The sequence below is a fragment of the Conexibacter woesei DSM 14684 genome, from assembly GCF_000025265.1.
Classification (GTDB): Bacteria; Actinomycetota; Thermoleophilia; order Solirubrobacterales; family Solirubrobacteraceae; genus Conexibacter; species Conexibacter woesei.
In genome coordinates, this window is record NC_013739.1 from 5,873,391 (window position 1) to 5,892,241 (window position 18,851).

Sequence of the window (18,851 nt, forward strand, 5' to 3'; positions counted from 1 at the left end):
GGCGCGACCCGCGATGACCCCGCGTCCGCTGCTGCCTCGCATCGTCCGCCGACTGCGCGGCGGTGCGCCGCCGGTAGACGAGTCGCCCTTCACCGCTCTCGCGGCCGTCGCCGAGCTGCTGCGCGGATCGCCCGCGCCGCTGGCGGCCGGCGCCGGCGCGGCGGCCGAGCGCGATCGCCTCGACGTCGCGGTCGTGATCCCGTGGTACCCGCGCGGCAGCGGCGGGCACCAGACGATCTTCAACGTCGTGCGCGGGCTCGAGGCGCGCGGCCACCGTTGCTCGATCTGGCTCGACGACCCGACCGGCCGACACGCCGCGCTCGACGAAGCCGCGGTGGCGCGCGAGCTGCACGCCCAGTTCGGCGCCTGTGCCGGCCCGGTCCACAAAGGCTTCGCGCGCTGGAGCGGCGCCGACGTGGTGGTCGCGACGAGCTGGCCGACCGCGTACCGCGTGGCGCTGCTCGGCGGCTGCCGCGGTCGCGCCTACCTCGTGCAGGACCACGAGCCGGAGTTCTACCCGACCTCCGCCGAGCGCGAATGGGCCGCCGCGACCTACGGGCTCGGCCTGCATTGCATCGCCGCCAGCCGCTGGCTGGCCGAGCTGCTGCGCGAGCGCCATGGCGCGCCCGCGACTCACTTCGACCTCGGCATCGACCACGCCCGCTACACGGTCCGGCCGCAGGTTGCCCGCAGCGACCGACGGGTGCTCTTCTACGCCCGCGTGAGCACCGCGCGCCGCGCGATCCCGCTCGGGCTGCTCGCGCTCGACGAGCTGCAGCGGCGACGGCCTGACGTCGAGCTGGCGCTGTTCGGCTCGCCCACGCCGGTGCCGGCGCCGTTTCGTGCCGAGCAGCTCGGGCTGCTCACTCCCAGCCAGCTGGCCGACGCCTACGCGCGCGCGACGGTCGGGATGGTGCTGTCGCTGACGAACCCGTCACTGGTGCCGCAGGAGATGCTCGCGTGCGGGCTCCCGTGCGTCGACGTCGAGCGGCCGAGCACGCGCTCGGAGTGGGGCTCCGGCGGCGGCGTCGAGCTGGCGCGCTTCGACCCGATCGCGCTCGCGGACGCGCTCGAACGGCTGCTCGAGGATCGCTCGCTGCGCGCGCAGCGCAGCGAGGCGGGCGTGGCGTGGGCGCGCGACCGCACGTGGGCACACGCGGCCGAGCAGGTCGAGCAGGGCCTGCGGACGGCGCTGCGCGCCGCCGCCTGACACCGTCTGACCGTCAGTCGTCCGCTCGGCGCAGGCCGAGGATGCTGAGCAGGAACGAGGAGAAGAAGACCTGGATGCCGACGATCACGAGCGTGAGCGCGACGATCGCGAGTCTCTCCTCACCGAGGCTGCCGAAGCCACGATCGATCCACTCGATCACGATCACAGCGGCGATCGCGAGGCCGACGAGGGCGATCGCGCCGCCGAGCAGCAATCCGTGCTCGAGTCTGTAGCGAGCTCGCATGCGGTCGAACCACGGATCGCGTTCGTTCATGAAGTAGGTCCCGTACGCGTGGGCGCACAGCCCCAGCGCGACGACCTGCGTGCCGACGATCATCAGCAGCGCCCCGGCGATCAGCGCGTGCAGGTCCCACTCGCGGCCGAAGAGGTTGATGTTCGCCACGACCGTGAGCGCGATCAGCGCGCCGAGCAGCGCCATCACCGCGCCCGGCAGGATGAACAGGTGGTTGGGCGAGTGGACGAGCAGGAAGCGCAGGTGCCGCCAGCCGTCGCGGAAACTCGACAGCTTCGACTCGCCGCCGCGCGGGTGGTACTCGATGTCGAACTGGCGGATATCGAGCTTCTCCTTCGCCGCCCGGATCACCATCTCGGAGGCGAACTCCATCCCCGTCGTGCGCAGCGCCAGCTGCGGGAGCGCCGAGCGCCGCACTGCGCGCATGCCGCAGTGCGCGTCGCTGACCCCGGTTCTGAAGAGCAGGTTGAGGAAGCCCGACAGCAGCGGATTGCCCACATATCGATGGAGCCATGGCATCGCGCCCGGATGAATGTTCTTCATCCGGTCGCCGATCACCATGTCAGCGCCGTCGTCCAGCTCTCTGAGGAATCGCGGGATCTCGTTGAAGTCGTAGGTGAGGTCGGCGTCGCCCATCACGATGTAGTCGCCGCGAGCGGCGGCGAAGCCGGCGAGATAGGCGCTGCCGTAGCCACGCCGCGGCTCGCGCACGACGCGCGCGCCGGCCGCCTCGGCCAGCTCGGCGCTGCCGTCCTCCGACGCGTTGTCGGCGACGACGACCTCGCCGGGAATCCCGTTGCGCTCGAGCACGCCGCGCGCGGCGGCGATGCACTGCTCGATGTTCTCCGCCTCGTTGAGACAGGGGATCACGACGGAGACGCGCAGCGCCGTCTCGTCGAGGGGCCGCGTCTCCGTGGCTGCGTTCTCGCTCTGTGCGGTCGTCATCGGAAGGCTCAGACGGATCTCGCGCGCGAAAGTTGCGGCGACGTGGGGATCCACCTGATCGCGGCATGCTAGCGGATGCGACGGCGGGAGCCTCCGCGCGCGAGGCCGCCGCGCTCTGCCCGGCGGCGACACCCGCTACGCTGACGCACCGCATGGCAGCCTCACGCGACCCGCGCGCCACTCGGCCGCTGCAGCTGGCCGAGCCGCTCCGTCTCGCGCTGTCCCGAATCGCACGGCGCGCGCGCGCCGTGCCGCAGCCGCTCGTGCTCGTGCTGACGGCGGCGACGCTGCTCGCAGTCGCGTGGGCGCTCGTGCTGCCGCCGTTCCAGGGGCCGGACGAGTCCGAGCACTTCGCCTACGTCCAGCACCTCGCCGAGACGGGCAGCGCCCCGTCCTCGACGACGTTCAGCGGTGCCGGCAGCCACTCCTCGGAGGAGACGTTCGCGCTCGACAGACTCGGGTTGCGGGCGATGATGGCCGTGCCGGAGGCGCTGCCGCTGTGGAACGACGCCGACCAGGAGCGCTGGCGCGCGTTCGAGCGGCAGGTGACGCCGTCCCAGCGCGGCGACGGCGACGGCGCCAACCCGATCGCCAAGAACCCGCCGCTGTACTACGCCTACGAGGCTGTCGCATATCGCGTGTCGCCGGGCGACTCGCTCTATGACCGGCTGCTCGCGACCCGTCTCGCGAGCGCGCTGCTGTTCGTGCTGACCGTCGCGTTCGCTTGGCTGGCCGCCGCCGAGCTGAGCGCGCGCGTCTGGGTGCGCACGCTGACGGCGGGCATCGTCGCGCTGCAGCCGCAGCTGACGTCGATGGCCGGGATCGTCAACGCCGACATGATGCTCGTCGCGGTCTGGTCGGCGTTCACGGCGCTCGCGGTCCGCACGCTCGTGCGCGGTCCGAGCGCACGCCGCGTGCTCGGCCTCAGCGTGCTCGCCGCCGCCTCCTCGCTGACGCACGGCCGCGGCCTCGCGCTGCTGCCCGCGCTCGCGATCGTGCTCGCGCTCGCCTTCTGGCACCACCGGCCGCCGTTGCGCTCGACGCTGCGCTGGAGCGGCGCCGGCGCGCTCGTGCTCGTGCTCGGGCTCGCCGTCTTCCGCTTCTTCACGTCCGCGTCGGGCGGCGGGTCGCTCTACGGCAACCAGACCGACTACATCAACCAGGGCGGCTTCAGCCCGCCCGAGCTGCTCTCGCTGGTGTGGCAGTTCTACCTGCCCAAGCTGCCCTTCATGCAACCGGCGATCGGACCCGACTACGGCTTCCACCAGATGTACGTCGAGACGTTCTTCGGCGCCTTCGGCTGGCTCGAGGTGCGGTTCCCCGAGCGCGTCTACGACGCGCTCCAGGTCGCGGTGCTGCTGGGACTCGTGGCACTCGTCGTCGCGGCGTACCTGCGCCGCGCCGACCTGCGTCCGGTGCGCCACGTCGCGTTCGGCCTGCTCGGGATCTGCGTCTCGCTGATCGCGCTGCTGCATCTCGTCTCGTACCTCGCGCTGCTCGGCGCGCCGGACCCGCTGATCGTCGGCCGCTACATGCTGCCGCTCGTCGTGCCGTTCGCGCTCGCGATCGCGTTCGTCGCGAGCTCGCTGCCGCGTCGCGCCGGAGCGGTCTTCGGCGCGCTCGTGCTCGCGGTCGGGATCGTGCTGCAGCTGTCCGGCCTGCTGCTCTCGGTGGAGCGCTTCTATGCGTGAGCGGATCGCCCGCCGCCCGGCGGTGCTCGCGCTGCTCTGCGCGGTCGCGCTGCTGGTGGTCGCGCTCGCGGTCGAGGTGGTCCCGCGCCTGACGCGCGAGAACGAGGCGCTCACCTCGACGCCCGTCCCGAGCGGCCGTGCCCCCGCCACGCTGGAGCTGCAGGCGAGACAGACGGCGTGCATCGACGAGATCGCGTTCGACCGCGAGGGCGAGGTCCTCCAGCTGCTGGTGGACCTCGGCGAGCCGCTGCCGGCGCCGCCGCTGCGCGTCGCGCTGCGCGCCCCCGGCTACAGCGACGTCATCCGCGTGACGCCGGCGAGAGAGCATGCGCTCGACCTGCCGGTCGCCGCGCCCCGCCGCGCTGCGCTCGGCTCGATCTGCGTCACGAACGAGGGACGCCGGCCGACGAGACTCGCAGCGACCGCCGACCCGCGCGTGCTGCAGCGGACGCGCACGCGCATCGACGGCGGCGAACCGGTCCCGATCGCGTTCCTCGCATCGTTCCGCAGACGCGAGCCGACCACCCTGCTCGCGAGCGTCGGCACGACTGTCGACCGCGTCGCGACGTTCAACGCGCTCGGCCCGTGGGCGCTCTGGCTGCTGCTGCCGCTGATCGCGGGCGGCGTCCCGTTCCTGGTGCTGCGCAGCTTCTACGTCGCGGTCCGCGACGACACCGACGACGACCGCCGCGACGCCTGAGCCTCCGATGCGCGTCTGCGTCGTCTACGACTGCCTCTTCCCGCACACCGTCGGTGGCGCCGAGCGCTGGTACCGCAACCTCGCCGAGCGGCTCGCCGCCGAGGGCCACGACGTCACGTACCTGACACTGCGGCAGTGGGAGCGCGGCGAGGACGCTGGCGTCGCGGGCGTCGACGTGCGGGTGGTCGGCCCGCGGATGGGGCTGTACGCCGGTGACGGGCGCCGGCGCATCCTGCCGCCGTTGGCGTTCGGCGCAGGCGTCCTCTGGCATCTGCTGCGCCACGGCCGTCGCTACGACGTCGTGCACACCGCCTCGTTCCCGTACTTCTCGCTGCTGGCCGCCGCGGTCGTGCTGCCGCTGCACCGCTTCCGCATCGTCGTCGACTGGCACGAGGTGTGGTCCCGCGACTACTGGACGGAGTACCTCGGCCGCGCGGGAGGCGCCGTCGGCGCGCTCGTGCAGCGGCTGTGCGCGCGCGTCCCGCAGCGTGCCTTTTGCTTCTCGCGGCTGCATGCCGCGCGGCTGCGCGACGAGGGGTTGCGCGGCGAGCCGACGATCCTGACCGGCGAGTACGCCGGCTCGCTGGCCCAGCCCGTCCCGGCGGCCGCGCAGCCGATCGTCGCGTTCGCCGGGCGTCACATCCCCGAGAAGCGCGTGCCGGCGCTCGTGCGCGCGTTCGCCCACGCGCAGCGCGCGGCGCCCGAGCTGCGGCTCGTCGTGCTGGGCGACGGACCGGAGCGGCCTGCCGTGCTGCGGGCGATCGCCGACGAGGGCCTGTCCGACGTCGCGCGGGCACCGGGCTTCGTCTCGACCGAGGAGGTCGAGGAGACGCTCGCCGGCGCGCTCTGCATGGTGCTGCCGTCGCGCCGCGAGGGGTACGGCATGGTGGTCGTCGAGGCGTCGGCACGCGGCGTCCCGAGCGTCGTCGTGCGCGAGCCCGACAACGCTGCCGTCGAGCTGGTCGACGACGGCGAGAACGGCTTCGTCGCACCATCGGTCGCACCGGAGCAGCTCGCCGCCGAGATCCTGCGCGTGCGCGCCGCGGGCCCGGCGCTGCGCGAGTCGACGGCGGCCTGGTTCGGCCGCAACGCGCAGCGCCTGTCGCTCGACGGCTCGCTCGACCACGTCGCCGCGGCGTACCGTTCGGAGCTGTTCGGAGACGCGAGCGGATCAGACGACGAGCACGGGCGGGTGAGCCATGACAGCCGGGTATGAGGTCGGGGAAGGGGCCGTGATCGCGCCCGGGACGGTGATCGGTCCCGGCTGCGTGATCGAGCCGAACGCGGTGCTCGGGAAGGTCCCGCGCCTCGCCGGCCGGCCCCCGCAGGAGCTGCCGCCGCTCGTGCTCGGAGCGAACGTGACGGTCTGCGCCGGAGCCGTCGTCTATGCCGGCGCGCAGATCGGCGACGGCGCGATCGTCGGCGATCAGACGCAGGTGCGGGAGCGGGCGACGATCGGCGAGCTGACCGTGGTCGGGCGCGGATCGGGGATCGACAACGACGTCGCGATCGGCGCCCGCGTGTCGATCCAGTCGCAGGTCTACATCACTGCGTTCTCCGTCGTCGAGGACGACGTCTTCGTCGGGCCGTGCGCGATGACGACCAACGACGACGCGATGGGCCGTCACGCGCCCGGCGCGCAGCTGCGCGGGGCGACGCTGCGGCGCGCCTGCCGCATCGGCGGCGGCGCGGTGCTGACCCCGGGCGTCGAGGTCGGCGAGGAGGCGTTCGTCGCCGCCGGCGCCGTCGTGACGCGCGACGTGCCCCCGCGTGGTCGGGTGATGGGCGTGCCCGCACGCGCCTCCGCCGGACGACGCGTCAGCGACGACGAGCTGCTCGAACGCTGGCGGCCGCGCTGATGCGCGGCCGGGTCGGGACGCCGGGGCTCGCGCGGCCGGCAGTCGCTAGCCTCCAGCAGCCGATCTGATGGCAGCCGCTGCGCGACAACCTTCCACTCCCGCGACGCCGGCCGCGCCGGCCACCGGCGCGGACCGCACCCGCGCGCTGCTGCTCCGGCACGGACCGCTGCTCGTGCTGGCCGCGTGGACGGCGGTCGTCACCGGGCTGCTCCTGCACTTCAGCGCCGACAGCCGCCAGGTCTTCACCGACGAGGCGAACGCGGTCCTGCTCGGGCGCTTCATCGAGGGGGATCTCGTCAGCCGGCTGTTCGAGGGAACCGTCGCGCGCGGACCCGAGCGACTGACGAGCTGGCTGTCGGCCTTCGCCGCCGTCGCCACCGACGACCCGACGCGGCAGTACGAGCTGGTCCACATCGCGACCGCGCTGGCGCAGGGGCTGGTCGTCGTGCCCGTGTGGCTCGCGGCGCGTCAGCTGGGGATGAGCCGCTGGACGGCGCTCGCGCCCGCGATGATCGCCTCGGCCGGGAGCTTCGCCTTCTACGGGATCGTGACGCTCAACACGTCGGTCGGCGCGCTGAGCTGCGGCTTCATGCTGTGGGCGCTGCTGCGCGCGCTGCGCCGCCCCGGCGTCGTCTCAGACCTGCTCGTCGTCGTCACGCTCGGCGCGACGGTCCTCGCTCGCATCGGCTGGGCGCCGCTCGTCGCCGCGCTCGTGCCGGCCGTGCTCGCGACGACGTGGTTCGCGCGCCCTGCCGGTGAACGGCTCGGCGCGTGGCTGCGCGCACTCCCCGCGGCGCTGCTGCGCCGGCATCCGCTGCTGACGCCGGGCGCGCTCGTGCTCGTGCTGGTGGCGCTGGCGATCGGCATCGACCCGCTGCTCGGCGGCGAGCTGTACGGCGGTGTGCGCCTGACGCCCGACCTGAACGCCTCGACGCTGTGGGACAACACCCGCGTGCTGCTCTCGCATCTCGCGATCGGCACCGCGCTCGTGCCGTTCGTACTCGCGATCCCGGTGCTCGCCCGCGGGCTCGTGCGGCCGACCGATGCGGTCGAGGGCGGCTTCGCCTGGCTGGTGCTCGCCTACCTCGTCATCTTCTCCTACGCCTACTACTACACCGTCAACGAGGATCGCTACTTCGCCGTGCTGGCCGCGCCGCTCGTGCTCGCCGGGGCGCTCGCGATCGTCCGCCGACCGCCGCCGTGGTGGTCGGTCGCGCTGAGCGGCGCCGGGGTGACCTGGCTCGTGGCGTCGTCGTACAGATGGCCGCCGGGGGACATATACACGTACTTCCTGGCACCGACGTCGCACTTCTTCGGCGACGTCCTGCTCGGCCGCCTGTCGCTGTACCTCTCCGGCGGCCGCGGCTTCCTCGCGGTGGTCGTGCTCCTGATCGCCGCCGCGGTCGCGATCGGGCTGACGCTGCTGGTGCGGCGCTCGCACGACCGCCGGCTCACGCTGGCGGTCGGGATCGCCGTGCTCGCGAGCCTGCTCGTCTATCAGCTCGCGGCGACCTACCACCCGGCCGACAAGTTCACCGCCGCGCTCGGGATGAACTCGTTCAGCGCAGCGGACCTGGAGTTCATCGACGCCGCGGTCGACGGCGGCCGCGAGCCGCGGTCGCCGATCGGCACAGCGCAACCGCTCGCGACCGACGGCGGCATCCGGCCGGACCTCGCCGCACAAGTGCCGTTCCTGCAGGTGTTCAACTCGACGCTCGGCTACCGCTTCTCCGTCAACCGCGACCTCGGCAGACCCGATCCGGACCTTCCACCCCATGCGGCGGACGTGACGGTCGACTGGAGAACCGGCGACACCGTCGTCGGCGGCGCCGTGCCGCAGGTGCTCGTGACGAACGCCGGGCAGGAGCTGATCGGGTTCGACTCCAAGCCGGTGCCGGCGCAGCCGAGGTTCCCGTGGGCCGGCATAGAGCAGCTGCGCCCGCCGCTGCGCGCCGAGTGGATGCTGCGCGGCGAGCTGCCGGACCGCTTCGCGGGGGGCGACACGCCGATGCAGGCGCGCATCTACCCGCACGGCGACGAACGCTGCGTCAGCGGGCTGATCAACCAACACCCGACGACGGATCGCAGAGTGCGCTACCGGCTCGACGGCGGCCTCACGACGCCGCGCGGCGTCGCCAACCCCGGGACCCCGCTGCCGTTCACGGTGCGCGTGCCCGCGGGACGGCCGACGACGCTCACGCTGAACGGGAGAGCGGGCAGACTGCCCGATGGCGAGTGGCGCCGTCCGGGGCTGTTCAACCTCGTGCTCGAACCGTGCAGAGGCAGCGCAGGCTGACCGTCAGCCGCGTCCGGCGTCGAGCGCGCGGCGGATCGTCGCCGTCACCTCGGCCGCCTGCTCGGCCGTCAGCAGCGGGTTGAGCGGGATCGCGAGGTGGGTGGCGGCCAGCTCGTCGGTGACGGGCAGCGACGTGCCGGCGCCCCAGCGCGCCATCGCCGGCTGACGGTGAACCGGCGTGCGGTAGTACGCCTTCTGCCCGTGGCCGGCGGCGGCGAGCGCGGCGGCGATCGCGTCGGCCTGCGCGTGGCGAATCACGTACAGATGCCAGGCCGGCGCGCAGCCCTCCACCGGCACCGGCAGCTGGACCAGCTCGCCGAGCCCGGCTTCGGCGTAGTGCTGGCCGGCGGCGCGACGGCCGTCGGCCCAGCCGTCGAGATGCGGCAGCTGGACGCGCAGGACCGCCGCCTGGAGCTCGTCGAGCCGCGAGTTGACGCCGACGTGCTCGTACGTGACCTTGTCCCACGAGCCGTGGAAGCGCAGCATCCGCACGCGATCGGCGACCTCCGCGTCGCGCGCCGTGATCGCGCCGCCGTCGCCGAAGCAGCCGAGGTTCTTCGACGGGAAGAAGCTGAACGTCGCCGCGGTCCCGAGCGCGCCGGGGCGGCCGCCGGCCGACGTCGAGCCGGCCGCCTGCGCGGCGTCCTCCAGCACCGGCACGCCGAGCGCCTCGATCTCCGCGACGGGCGCGACGTTGCCGAACAGGTGGACGGCGATCACAGCCTTCGTGCGCGGCGTCAGCGCGGCCTTCACCGTCTCCGCCGTCACGCAGAAGGTGTCCGGGTCGACGTCGCAGAAGACCGGCACCGCGCCGGTCGGCGGGATCGCCTCCGCGCTTGCGTAGAAGGTGAACGACGGCACGACGACCTCGTCGCCCGGGCCGACGCCCATCGCACGCAATGCGATCGTGATCGCGTCGGTTCCGTTCGCCACGCCGACCGCGTGGTCGGCACCCACGTACGCGGCGAACTCGCGCTCGAACGCGTCGACGTTGGGCCCGAGGATGTAGCGCCCGTCGTCGACGACCTCCGTGATCCGCGCGAGCAGTTCGGCGCGCAGCGGCGCGAGCGGGCCCTTGGTGTCGAACAGCGGGACTGGCATCGCGCGGAATCTACGCGACGCGGCGGCTAAGCTGTCGCGCGCTATGACGAACTCCCCTCCGGCCCTGCGCGGCGTCGTCGTCGGCCTCGGCGTCATGGGCAGCCTGCACGCGCGCGTGCTCAGCTCGCTTCCCGGCGTAGACCTCGTGGCGGCAGTCGACCCGAGCGAGGAGCGCCGGCAGGACGCCGCCGCGACCTACGCTCACGTGCGCAGCCACGCAACGCTCGCCGAGGCGCTCGCCGCGCACGAGGTCGATTTCGCGGCCGTCGCGGTCCCCGTCGAGCACCTGCCGACGGCCGCAGGCGAGGCGCTCGACGCCGGGCTGCACGTGCTCGTCGAGAAGCCGACGGCGCCCACGGAGGAGCAGGCGCTGGCGCTTGCCGCGCGCGCAGAGGAGCGCGCCCTGGTGCTGTGCGTCGGGCACGTCGAGCGCTTCAACCCCGCCGTCAGGCTGATGAAGCGCAAGCTCGACGAGGGCGTCGTCGGACGCGTGATCCAGATGCAGGCGCGACGGCTGAGCCCGTTCCCCAACCGCGACGCGATGAAGGGCGTCGCGCTCGACCTCGCGACGCACGACATCGACGTGATGCGGTACCTCACCGGCAGCGACGTCTCGCGTGTGTACGCCGAGACCGAGCAGCGGCTCGACGGCGAGCGCGAGGACATGTTGTGCGCCACGATGCGCTTCGACGATGGCACGACCGGGCTGCTCGACGTCAACTGGCTGACGCCGACGAAGGTGCGCCAGCTGTCGGTCACGGGCGAGCAGGGGATGCTGACCGTCGACTACCTGACGCAGGAGCTGCGCTTCCACGAGCACCCGACGCGCGCGACGCGCTGGGACACGCTCGCGAGCCTGCGCGGCGGCGGCGAGGGCGACATGGTGCGGTATGCGCTCGAGCGGCGCGAGCCGCTGCGCGTCGAGTGGGAGTCGTTCCTCGATGCGGTGCGCGACGGCGGCGTCGCGCCGGTGACCGCGCGCGACGGCGCGGCGGCGCTCTCGACCGCTCGTGCGATCCAGCGCTCGGGCTCGACGCACGAGGTCGTCGTGCCGGCGTACCGGAGCGTGGCCGCCGGGTGAGCCGGCGTGTGCTCATCACCGGCGTCACCGGCCAGGACGGCGGGTACCTCGCCGAGCAGCTGCTCGCCGCGGGCGACGAGGTCCTCGGCACCGTCCGCAGACCGGCTCCCGAGACGTTCGCGACCGCGGGACTGCCGCAGCTCGACGGCCGCGTCAAGCTGCTCGGAGCCGACCTGCTCGACCGGGCGTCGATCCGCCGCGCGATCGCGGAGGCCGAGCCGGACGAGATCTACCACCTGGCGGCGCCGACGTTCGTGCCCGACTCGTGGGAGGACCCGACCGAGGTCGTCGCCGCGATCGCCGCCGGCACCGCGACGGTCCTCGCCGCCGCCGGCGCGCTGCCGCGCGCCTGCCGGGTGCTGGTCGCCGCCTCCAGCGAGATCTTCGGCGACGCGGGCGTCTCGCCGCAGTCCGAGACGGCGCCGACGCGACCGCGGAGCCCGTACGGCGTCGCGAAGCTCGCGGCGCACGGCCTCGTCGGCGCGCTGCGCGCCCGCCACGACCGCTTCCTCGTCTCGGCGATCACGTTCAACCACGAGTCGCCGCGTCGCCCCGAGCGGTTCCTCCCGCGCAAGGTGACCGCCGGCGTCGCCGCGATCGCGGCCGGGCGGGAGGAGACGCTCACGCTCGGCGACCAGGCGGCCGTGCGCGACTGGTCCCACGCACGCGACGTCGTCGCGGGCATGGTGCTCGCCCTGCGCCACGACGAGCCCGGCGACTACGTCCTCGCGTCCGGGACGCCGCACACGGTGGGAGAGCTGGTCGACGCGGCGTTCGCCGCCGCAGGCGTCGAACGCCACGCGGCGGACGGCAGCGACCGCGTGCTGGTCGACCCGCGCTTCGTGCGACCGCCCGAGCAGTGGCCTTCGGTCGGCGATCCGTCGCGCGCCCGCGACGTGCTCGGCTGGCGCCCGCGGACGTCGTTCGAACAGCTCGTCGCGGAGATGGTCGACGCCGACCTGGCGCGGCTCGGTGTCGCCGCGCCGGGAGCCAGGTGAGCGCTGCGGTGCGGGTCGCCCTGAACCTCGTCTACCTCGTCCCCGGCGAGACCGGAGGCATGGAGGTCTACGCCCGCGAGCTGCTGCCCCGGCTCGCGGCGCTCCCCGGTCTCGAGCTGGTGGCGATCGTCAGCAGGCGCGCCGCCGAGGACCGCGACGCGCCGTGGAACGGCATCGTGCAGTCGGTCGTGGCGCCGGTCGACGCGCGCGACCGCAAGCAGTGGGTGTGGGGCGAGCAGCGCCACGTGCCGCGGCTGGCGAGCTGGGTCAGAGCGGATCTCGTGCACAGCCTCGCTTCGACCGGTCCGGGTCGCCTCGCCGGCGGTCCGCCGCGCGTCACGACCGTCCACGACCTCCACTACGCGGTCGCGCCGGAGGCGCACTTCGGCCTGCGCGGGCTCGGCATGCGGCTGCTCGTACCGGCGGCGGTGCGCGCGTCACGCCGCGTGATCGCCGACTCGCAGGCGACGAAGGACGACGTCGTCAGATACATCGGAACCGACCCCGGCGCGGTCGACGTCGTCCACCTCGCGACGACGCTGCCGCCGGCGGACTTCCCCGCGACGCCCGAGCCCGAGCTGCGCGAGCGCCTCGGCCTCGGCGAGCGCCCGCTGCTGCTGAGCCTGGCGGCGAAGCGCCCGCACAAGAACGTCGAAGGGCTGATCGACTCGCTCGCGCAGATCCCCGTCGAGCGACGGCCGCTGCTGGTCGTGCCCGGCTACGAGACCGAGCACGAGGCGACGCTGCTGACGCGCGCCGTCGAGCGCGGCGTCTCCGAGCAGGTGCGCTTCCCCGGCTGGCTGTCGCGCGCCGACGTCGAAGGCCTGTGGCGCGCCTGCACCGCGCACGTCTTCCCGTCGTTCTACGAGGGCTTCGGGCTGCCGGTGCTGGAGGCGATGGCGCGCGGCGTCCCGGGCGCCTGCTCTGACCGCGCGTCGATGCCGGAGGTCGCGGGCGACGCGGCGCTGCTGTTCGACCCCTCCGAGCCGCAGCAGATCCGCAGCACCGTCGAGCGGCTGCTGTCCGACGACGAGCTGCGCGCGCGCCTGCGCAGCGCGGGGCTCGCGCGCGCCGCCACGTTCTCGTGGGAGCGGACGGCGCGCGAGACGGCGCGCGCGTACGAGCGCGCGCTCGGCGGCTAGCGCGCCAGCAGCTCCAGGTCGGCGCGCGTCATCAGGCGGATCAGCTCCTCGAAGGTCGTCTTCGGCTCCCAGCCGAGCTGCTCCTTCGCCTTCGTCGGATCGCCGATCAGCAGGTCGACCTCAGCCGGGCGCACGAACTGCGGGTCGATCTCGACGTACCGCTCCCAATCGCCCAGCCCGGCCTCGTCGAACGCGACCTGGACGCAGTCGCGGACGGTGTGGGTTGAGCCGGTCGCGATCACGAAGTCCTCCGGCTCGTCCTGCTGGAGCATCAGCCACATCGCCTCGACGTAGTCCTTCGCGTAGCCCCAGTCGCGCTTGGCGTCGAGGTTGCCGAGCGCCAGCCTGTCCCTCAGGCCGTGCTTGATCGCGGCGGCGTGCCAGGTGATCTTGCGCGTCACGAACTCGAGCCCGCGGCGCGGCGACTCGTGGTTGAAGAGGATCCCGCTCGTCGCGTGCAGGTCGTACGACTCACGGTAGTTGATCGTGATGAAGTGGCCGTAGACCTTCGCGACGCCGTACGGCGAGCGCGGGTAGAGCGGCGTCTGCTCGGTCTGCGGGACCTCGCGCACCTTGCCGAACATCTCCGAGCTGGACGCCTGGTAGAAGCGCGCCTCCGGCGCCGCCTCGCGCACGGCTTCGAGCATGCGCGTGACGCCGACGCCGGTGAAGTCGGCCGTGAGCGTCGGCTGGACCCACGAGAGCGCGACGAAGCTCATCGCGGCGAGGTTGTAGATCTCGCTCGGCTGCGCGGCGCGGAGCGTGTCGACGAGCGAGCGCTGGTCGAGCAGGTCGCCCTGGTGCAGCGTGATGCGATCCCGCAGATGCTCGATGCGGTCGAACTTCTCGGTTGAGGCACGGCGCACCATCCCGTGGACCTCGTACCCCTGCTCGAGCAGCAGCTCGGCGAGGTAGGAGCCGTCCTGGCCGGTGATCCCGGTGATGAGCGCTCTCTTGGGGGATGACATGGACCGCAGCCTATGCAACGGGCTGGGCGGTCGTCGTCAGCGGGCGCCGTGGGCGGCGACCGCGCGCTCGTAGCCCTCGAGCGTCGCGCGGGCGGCCGCGGGCCAGCTGAAGCGGGCCGCCTGCTCGCGCCCGAGAGCGACCCGTCGTTCCGACTCCGCGATCGCGCGCTCCGCGGCCGCCGCGACACTCGCGGGATCGTGCGGATCGAAGTAGCACGGCGCGTCGCCGCCGACCTCCCGCAGCACCGGAATGTCGCTGCACGCGACGGGGACACCGTGCGCCATCGCCTCCAGCACCGGCAACCCGAAGCCCTCCACGAGCGTCGGGAAGACCGCGCAGTCGGCCAGCTCCCAGAGCGCCTCCAGATCGGCGTCGGAGACGTAGTCGGCGAACCGCACTCGCCGTGCCCCGGTCTCCGCCGCGATCCGCCGCAGTTCGGCGTCGTACGCCTCGGGGTGTCCGGCGAGCACGACGTCCGTGCGCTCCCCCAGCAGCGGCGCCGCACGGACGAGCACCTCCTGGTTCTTGTGCGGTCGCTTCGCCGCGACGCAGAGCACGAGCCGATCGCCGTCGAGCGCGAGGCGCGCCCGCACGTCCGCGTGGTCGCCGGCGGCGACGCGGTTCGCCCGCCCGACGCCGTTCGGGACGACCGCGATCCGCTCGGGGGCGATGCCCATCACGCTGCAGATCTGGTCGTGCGCCGCCGCCGAGACGGTCAGCAGCTCGTCGGCGCGCCGGGCGGCCTGCGAGACGATGACGCGCATCCCGAGCGTCGTCAGCAGGCCGAACGTGCGGTGCGTGAAGAAGGTCGCGTCGTGGACCGTGATGACCGACGGGACGCCGGGGCGGATCGGGGCGACGCTCGCGAGGCTGTGCAGGACGTCGAAGCCGCGGCGCCGCGCCAGCCGCGGCAACAGCACCTGCTCGGCGACCTGCCGCCGCACGCGCTCGCCCTCGTCGGCGGGGAGGGCGATCACGTCGACCCGCTCGCGCCAGCCGTCGCGCACGAGCGCGGCCGCGCCGCGCCGCGTCGTGACGATCGAGAAGCGGACGCCGGGCGCCTCCTCGACGAGCGCGCCGACCAGCTCGCGCAGGTAGGTCTCCGGTCCCCCGGACCGGCCCGGATCGAGGAACAGCGCGTTGATGCCGACGGTTCTCAGGGGTGCATGCACGCACGGCATCGTAGGCGTCGTTAGTCTGCGCCGTCGTCATGGGCTACTTCGACTGGCACGAGCAACCGGGCTACTTCCGCGACGTCACACGGCACTTCGCGCCGGACGCGAGACTGCTCGACGTCGGCTGCGGGACCGGCTGGATCGCCGACCACTTCCGCGACTACACCGGTGTCGACGGATCTCCCGACGCGGTCGCCGCAGCGGACGAACGCAGACGCAACGTGCAGCTGCACGACGTCTCGGCGCCGTTGCCGTTTCCCGACGCCAGCTTCGACGGCGTCGTGCTGAAGGACCTGCTGGAGCACGTTCCCGACCCGGTCGCCGTCGTGACCGAGGTGCTGCGCGTGCTGCGTCCCGGCGGTCGCGTCTTCGCCTCCTCGCCCGACGCGCAGCGCTGGGTCTGGGACGACTACACGCACCGCCGCCCCTTCACGCGCAAGAGCTTCCGTCTGCTGTTCGCCGACCAGGGCTTCGCCGTCGAACGGGTCGCCTACGAATCGGTCATGCCCGGCATCGGGATCATCTCCGCCCGCACGCGCAGCAGACGGCGCCCCCAGCCGTTCGTCGCGCTGGCGTGGCTGCCGCTGATGCGGCGCAACGTCTGGCTGACTGCGACGCGCCCGTAGCAGCGGGTCAGCGCGCTGTCCGCAGACGGCGGACGGCGTCGCCGATCGAGACCGTCGCATCGACGGCCCCGGCGGGCAGCCGGCGCGAGCCGCGACCGGCCGCGCGCCAGCCGGCGAGACGGCTGCGCAGCGGCACGAGCGTACGGTGGCGTGCGAGCCCCCAGCCGACGACGAGCAGCTCGACGAGCAGCGCGTGCAGCGCTCCGCGCGAGCGCAGCACGCCCCAGCGCCGCAGCAGGAAGCCGCGTGCGAAGCCGGCGAGCCGGCGCTGCTGCGGGGAATCGACGCCGATCGTCGCGCCACCGAGGTGGACGCCGCGCGCCGCCGGAGCCGCCGCCGCCTCCCAGCCGGCGGCGCGCAGCCGCAGCGCCAGATCGACGTCCTCGCCGTAGGCGATCAGCGTCTCGTCGAAGCCGCCGACGGCGTCGAACGCGACCCGCCGGTAGGCGGCGGCGCCACCGCTGGGACCGGCGAGCAGGCCGGGATCGGCGCCGCCGTCCGATCGTTCGTGACGCAGCCGGTTGTACGCGCTCAGACCGGCGTCGAGCTGGATCCCGAACGCGTCGACGGCTTCGCGGCCCGGCATCAGCGTCATGCCGGCGACCATCCCGGCCCGCGACTGCTCGCGCAGCGGCGCCAGCAGCTGTGCGAGGAAGTCCGGATCGGCGTCGACGTCGTTGTTGACGAGCACGATCGCGTCGCCGTCGCCGAGCGCCGCGCCGGCGTTCACCGCGGCGCCGAAGCCGACGTTGCGCGGCAGCTCGCGGAACGTCAGCTCGGGGAAGCGCGTCCGCATCAGCTCGGCGGTGCCGTCCGCGGAGGCGTTGTCGACGACGATCACGCGGTGCTCCTCGGTCTGTCGGGCGAGGTGCTCCAGGCACGACGCGAGCACGTCGCGGCCATGCCAGGTGACGACGACGACGTCGGCTCTCACGCCAGCATGTCGTCGTAGATCGCCCGCAGCCGCTGCGCCTGCGACTCGCGCGAGTAGCGCGCCAGGCGCTCCGCCGCGGGGACGCGACGCGCCCCCGGCGCATCCGCCAGCGGTCCCGTCTCCAGCACGCCGGCGAGCCCGACCCAGTCACCGGCGCCGAACAGCGTCCCGCTCTCGCCGACGACCTCGGGGATCGCCCCGCTCGCGGCGGCGACGATCGGGACGTGCCCGGCCATCGCCTCCGCCAGCACCATCCCGAACTGCTCCTCCCAGTGCGCCGTCGCGAGCGAGGCGAGCACCAGGCAGGAGGCCTGCGCGTAGACGGCCGGCAGCTCGTCGTGGTCGACGAAGCCGCGCAGCTCCGCGACGTCCTCGAGGCCGAGGTCGGCGATCACGCCGCGCAGCCGTCTCTCCTCCGGGCCGACGCCGACGATCAGCACGCGCATGTCGTCACGACCGCGGGCGCGCAGCAATGCGACGGCGCGCAGCAGGTCCTGATGGCCCTTCTCCCAGACGAGGCGGCCGATCGACAGCAGCAGATGCCGTCCGTCGGCCGGCGGCGCCGGCGTGCGCGCCGGCTCGAAGCGGTCGATCGCGATTCCCGGCGCGGAGACGGAGATCCGCTCGGCCGGAGCGCCTTCCAGCAGCAGCGCGTCGCGCGCCCGCTCGGTCGTCGCGACGAAGCGATCGGTCGCGGCCAGCACGTCGCGCCGGTAGCGGCGCGTACGCACGTTGCGGTAGGCGTCCGCGAACGGCAGCGTCTCCCACACCGTCAGCGCGAGCTTGTAACCGAGCTTGGGCTTGAGCCGTGCCGCCTGCCACGAGAACCAGTACCCCAGCTCGGCCGCGTGCACGACGTCGGCGCCGGCCAGCAGCGGCTCGAGGTTCAGGTAGCGCTCGCCGACGGCGCGCGTCGCGAGCTGGCCGACGGTGCCGCGCGGCATCCGCCCGCCCGCCGTTCTGACCGGGACCTTCTCCAGCTCGAGCGTCGTGACGTCATAGGCGTTGCGCTCCGGGACGAGGACCGACACGCGATGGTCGTCGCCGAGCCGCTCCCACGCCCGCAGGTCCCACAGGCTCGCGGCCGTGCCGCGCAGCAGGACGACCCGCCGGGGTGCTCCGTCGGAGGCCATTCGCGACACCTACCCGACGGACCGCTGAGCGAGCACGTACCACTGCCCGACGGTGAACTCGGTCGAGCGTCCGCGCGTGAGGCGGTCGAGCTGCCTGGTGCGCGTCAGCGGCGGATGCGACACGCGCTGCACCTTCCAGCCCGCCCGCTCGGCGGCGGCGACGATGTCCGAGCGCGTGAACCAGCGCAGGTGCGTGTTGTCGCGGTGGCCGTGCTCGGTGTAGCCGAACGTCCCGCGCACGAGCAGGTCCCACGCGAGCGAGACGTGCCGCGCGTTCGGCACGGAGATCTGGATGTGCGCGCCCGGTGCCGCCAGCTCGCGCAGGTTGCGCAGCACCGCCTCCGGATCGACGAGGTGCTCCAGCACGTCGAGGCAGAGGATCGTGTCGAAGCGCTCGTCGGCGAGCTCGCCGAACGCCGCCTCGACCGGGCCGGTGATGACGCGATCGAGCAGCGAGCGCGCGCGCTCGGCCTGCTCGGGCACGTACTCGACGCCGACGACGCGCGTCGCGCCCGCGTCCCGCACGCTGGCGCCGACGTTCCCGGCGCCGCAGCCGACGTCGAGCACCGCACCGAGCGGCCGCGGCAGCGCCGCGACGATCTCCGGGCGGCTGTTCTCGTAGTACGTCGTCTGCTTGGCGATCGGCCCGTCGTCAGTCGTCATGCTTCGCCTCGTCCGGTGGCACGGTGCGCCGGCGCGCACGTGATTGGCGGCCCGATCTTACGCACGTGACCTGCG

Annotated in this window: 17 protein-coding genes; 10 read left to right on the top strand and 7 right to left on the bottom strand. The window is 73.5% G+C overall.

Features of this window, described 5'->3' with window-relative positions; translation table 11 throughout:
* The first annotated feature begins 13 nt into the window (after positions 1 to 13).
* Positions 14 to 1,210: a glycosyltransferase family 4 protein gene (locus tag CWOE_RS27560; protein ID WP_012936942.1), complete on the top strand. Its 1,197-nt coding sequence runs from the start codon at positions 14 to 16 to the stop codon at positions 1,208 to 1,210.
* Positions 1,211 to 1,223: 13 nt separating this feature from the next.
* Here CWOE_RS27560 and CWOE_RS27565 read toward each other — a convergent pair whose 3' ends face one another.
* Positions 1,224 to 2,408, bottom strand: a complete 1,185-nt coding sequence (locus tag CWOE_RS27565; RefSeq protein ID WP_012936943.1) for a glycosyltransferase family 2 protein — start codon at positions 2,406 to 2,408, stop codon at positions 1,224 to 1,226.
* 152 nt (positions 2,409 to 2,560) lie between these two features.
* On the opposite strand from CWOE_RS27565, the gene CWOE_RS27570 reads away from it, so the two are divergent.
* From CWOE_RS27570 to CWOE_RS27590, 5 genes are all read left to right on the top strand, one after another.
* On the top strand, positions 2,561 to 4,099 hold the full coding sequence (locus CWOE_RS27570) for a DUF2142 domain-containing protein (protein ID WP_041731090.1): 1,539 nt from the start codon (positions 2,561 to 2,563) through the stop codon (positions 4,097 to 4,099).
* Positions 4,092 to 4,799 (top strand): hypothetical protein, encoded by a 708-nt coding sequence (locus CWOE_RS27575; RefSeq protein WP_012936945.1) that lies wholly within the window; start codon positions 4,092 to 4,094, stop codon positions 4,797 to 4,799. The genes CWOE_RS27570 and CWOE_RS27575 overlap by 8 nt, the downstream gene beginning before the upstream one ends.
* Positions 4,800 to 4,806: 7 nt before the next feature.
* Complete coding sequence (locus CWOE_RS27580; protein WP_012936946.1) at positions 4,807 to 6,015, top strand: glycosyltransferase family 4 protein; 1,209 nt, start codon at positions 4,807 to 4,809, stop codon at positions 6,013 to 6,015.
* The gene (locus tag CWOE_RS34390; protein WP_012936947.1) at positions 5,999 to 6,658 is read left to right on the top strand and encodes an acyltransferase; all 660 of its coding nucleotides are present in this window, start codon (positions 5,999 to 6,001) and stop codon (positions 6,656 to 6,658) included. The genes CWOE_RS27580 and CWOE_RS34390 overlap by 17 nt, the downstream gene beginning before the upstream one ends.
* Positions 6,659 to 6,725: 67 nt before the next feature.
* On the top strand, positions 6,726 to 8,954 hold the full coding sequence (locus tag CWOE_RS27590) for a hypothetical protein (protein WP_012936948.1): 2,229 nt from the start codon (positions 6,726 to 6,728) through the stop codon (positions 8,952 to 8,954).
* 3 nt (positions 8,955 to 8,957) lie between these two features.
* Here CWOE_RS27590 and CWOE_RS27595 read toward each other — a convergent pair whose 3' ends face one another.
* On the bottom strand, positions 8,958 to 10,055 hold the full coding sequence (locus tag CWOE_RS27595) for a DegT/DnrJ/EryC1/StrS family aminotransferase (protein ID WP_012936949.1): 1,098 nt from the start codon (positions 10,053 to 10,055) through the stop codon (positions 8,958 to 8,960).
* Positions 10,056 to 10,098: 43 nt separating this feature from the next.
* On the opposite strand from CWOE_RS27595, the gene CWOE_RS27600 reads away from it, so the two are divergent.
* The 3 genes from CWOE_RS27600 to CWOE_RS27610 are packed head-to-tail and all read left to right on the top strand — an operon-like array spanning position 10,099 to position 13,276.
* Positions 10,099 to 11,136 (top strand): Gfo/Idh/MocA family protein, encoded by a 1,038-nt coding sequence (locus tag CWOE_RS27600; protein WP_012936950.1) that lies wholly within the window; start codon positions 10,099 to 10,101, stop codon positions 11,134 to 11,136.
* Positions 11,133 to 12,134, top strand: a complete 1,002-nt coding sequence (locus CWOE_RS27605) for a GDP-mannose 4,6-dehydratase (RefSeq protein WP_236262181.1) — start codon at positions 11,133 to 11,135, stop codon at positions 12,132 to 12,134. Before CWOE_RS27600 ends, CWOE_RS27605 begins: the two co-directional genes overlap by 4 nt.
* A gap of 8 nt (positions 12,135 to 12,142) precedes the next feature.
* Complete coding sequence (locus CWOE_RS27610) at positions 12,143 to 13,276, top strand: glycosyltransferase family 4 protein (RefSeq protein ID WP_236262183.1); 1,134 nt, start codon at positions 12,143 to 12,145, stop codon at positions 13,274 to 13,276.
* Here the strand turns inward: CWOE_RS27610 and gmd are convergent.
* The gene (gene gmd, locus CWOE_RS27615; RefSeq protein ID WP_012936953.1) at positions 13,273 to 14,244 is read right to left on the bottom strand and encodes a GDP-mannose 4,6-dehydratase; all 972 of its coding nucleotides are present in this window, start codon (positions 14,242 to 14,244) and stop codon (positions 13,273 to 13,275) included. The genes CWOE_RS27610 and gmd overlap by 4 nt on opposite strands.
* 36 nt (positions 14,245 to 14,280) lie before the next feature.
* Positions 14,281 to 15,417, bottom strand: coding sequence for a glycosyltransferase family 4 protein (locus CWOE_RS27620; RefSeq protein ID WP_041733861.1), 1,137 nt, complete (start codon positions 15,415 to 15,417; stop codon positions 14,281 to 14,283).
* A gap of 38 nt (positions 15,418 to 15,455) precedes the next feature.
* Here CWOE_RS27620 and CWOE_RS27625 point away from each other — a divergent pair, with 38 nt between their 5' ends.
* Complete coding sequence (locus CWOE_RS27625) at positions 15,456 to 16,046, top strand: class I SAM-dependent methyltransferase (protein ID WP_012936955.1); 591 nt, start codon at positions 15,456 to 15,458, stop codon at positions 16,044 to 16,046.
* A gap of 7 nt (positions 16,047 to 16,053) precedes the next feature.
* Here the strand turns inward: CWOE_RS27625 and CWOE_RS27630 are convergent, their stop codons facing one another.
* From CWOE_RS27630 to CWOE_RS27640, 3 genes are read right to left on the bottom strand one after another with little or no spacing between them, the layout of a single operon-like run.
* Complete coding sequence (locus CWOE_RS27630; RefSeq protein ID WP_012936956.1) at positions 16,054 to 16,980, bottom strand: glycosyltransferase family 2 protein; 927 nt, start codon at positions 16,978 to 16,980, stop codon at positions 16,054 to 16,056.
* On the bottom strand, positions 16,977 to 18,113 hold the full coding sequence (locus CWOE_RS31640) for a glycosyltransferase family 4 protein (protein WP_012936957.1): 1,137 nt from the start codon (positions 18,111 to 18,113) through the stop codon (positions 16,977 to 16,979). The genes CWOE_RS27630 and CWOE_RS31640 overlap by 4 nt, the downstream gene beginning before the upstream one ends.
* 9 nt (positions 18,114 to 18,122) lie before the next feature.
* Positions 18,123 to 18,776, bottom strand: coding sequence for a class I SAM-dependent methyltransferase (locus tag CWOE_RS27640; protein WP_012936958.1), 654 nt, complete (start codon positions 18,774 to 18,776; stop codon positions 18,123 to 18,125).
* Between the last annotated feature and the right edge of the window lie 75 nt (positions 18,777 to 18,851).